The organism is Flavobacterium sp. (assembly GCF_003525665.1).
GTDB lineage: Bacteria > Bacteroidota > Bacteroidia > Flavobacteriales > Flavobacteriaceae > Flavobacterium.
In genome coordinates, this window is the sequence record NZ_DQDX01000131.1 from 14,737 (window position 1) to 15,001 (window position 265).

Annotated in this window: 1 protein-coding gene; it reads right to left on the reverse strand. The window is 35.1% G+C overall.

All coding sequences use genetic code 11. From position 1 onward, the window contains the following. On the reverse strand, nt 1-251 hold a 251-nt coding region (locus DIU01_RS09395; protein WP_290833809.1), incomplete at its 3' end, for a DNA translocase FtsK 4TM domain-containing protein. Nucleotides 252-265: the final 14 nt, after the last annotated feature.

The window sequence follows — 265 nt, forward strand, 5'->3', positions numbered from 1 at the left end:
ATGTCTGACAAGAATGCACCCACTTTTCCTAGCCAGTTTGCGGCAGGTTTAGTTCTATCAGTAACATCCGAAACTAAATTTTGATCTTCTTGACCATGCATAAAGAACGAAATAAAAGCTACTAATAATCCGATTGATAAAAGAACCAAAAGGCAACCCAAAACTACTTTGTATTGCCTTTTCATTTTCCACGGAAGTTTTTCTTCTGGTTCGGTTGATTTTGGTTTTTCTTTTTTTACTTGTTTTGCCATTCGAAATTCAATAG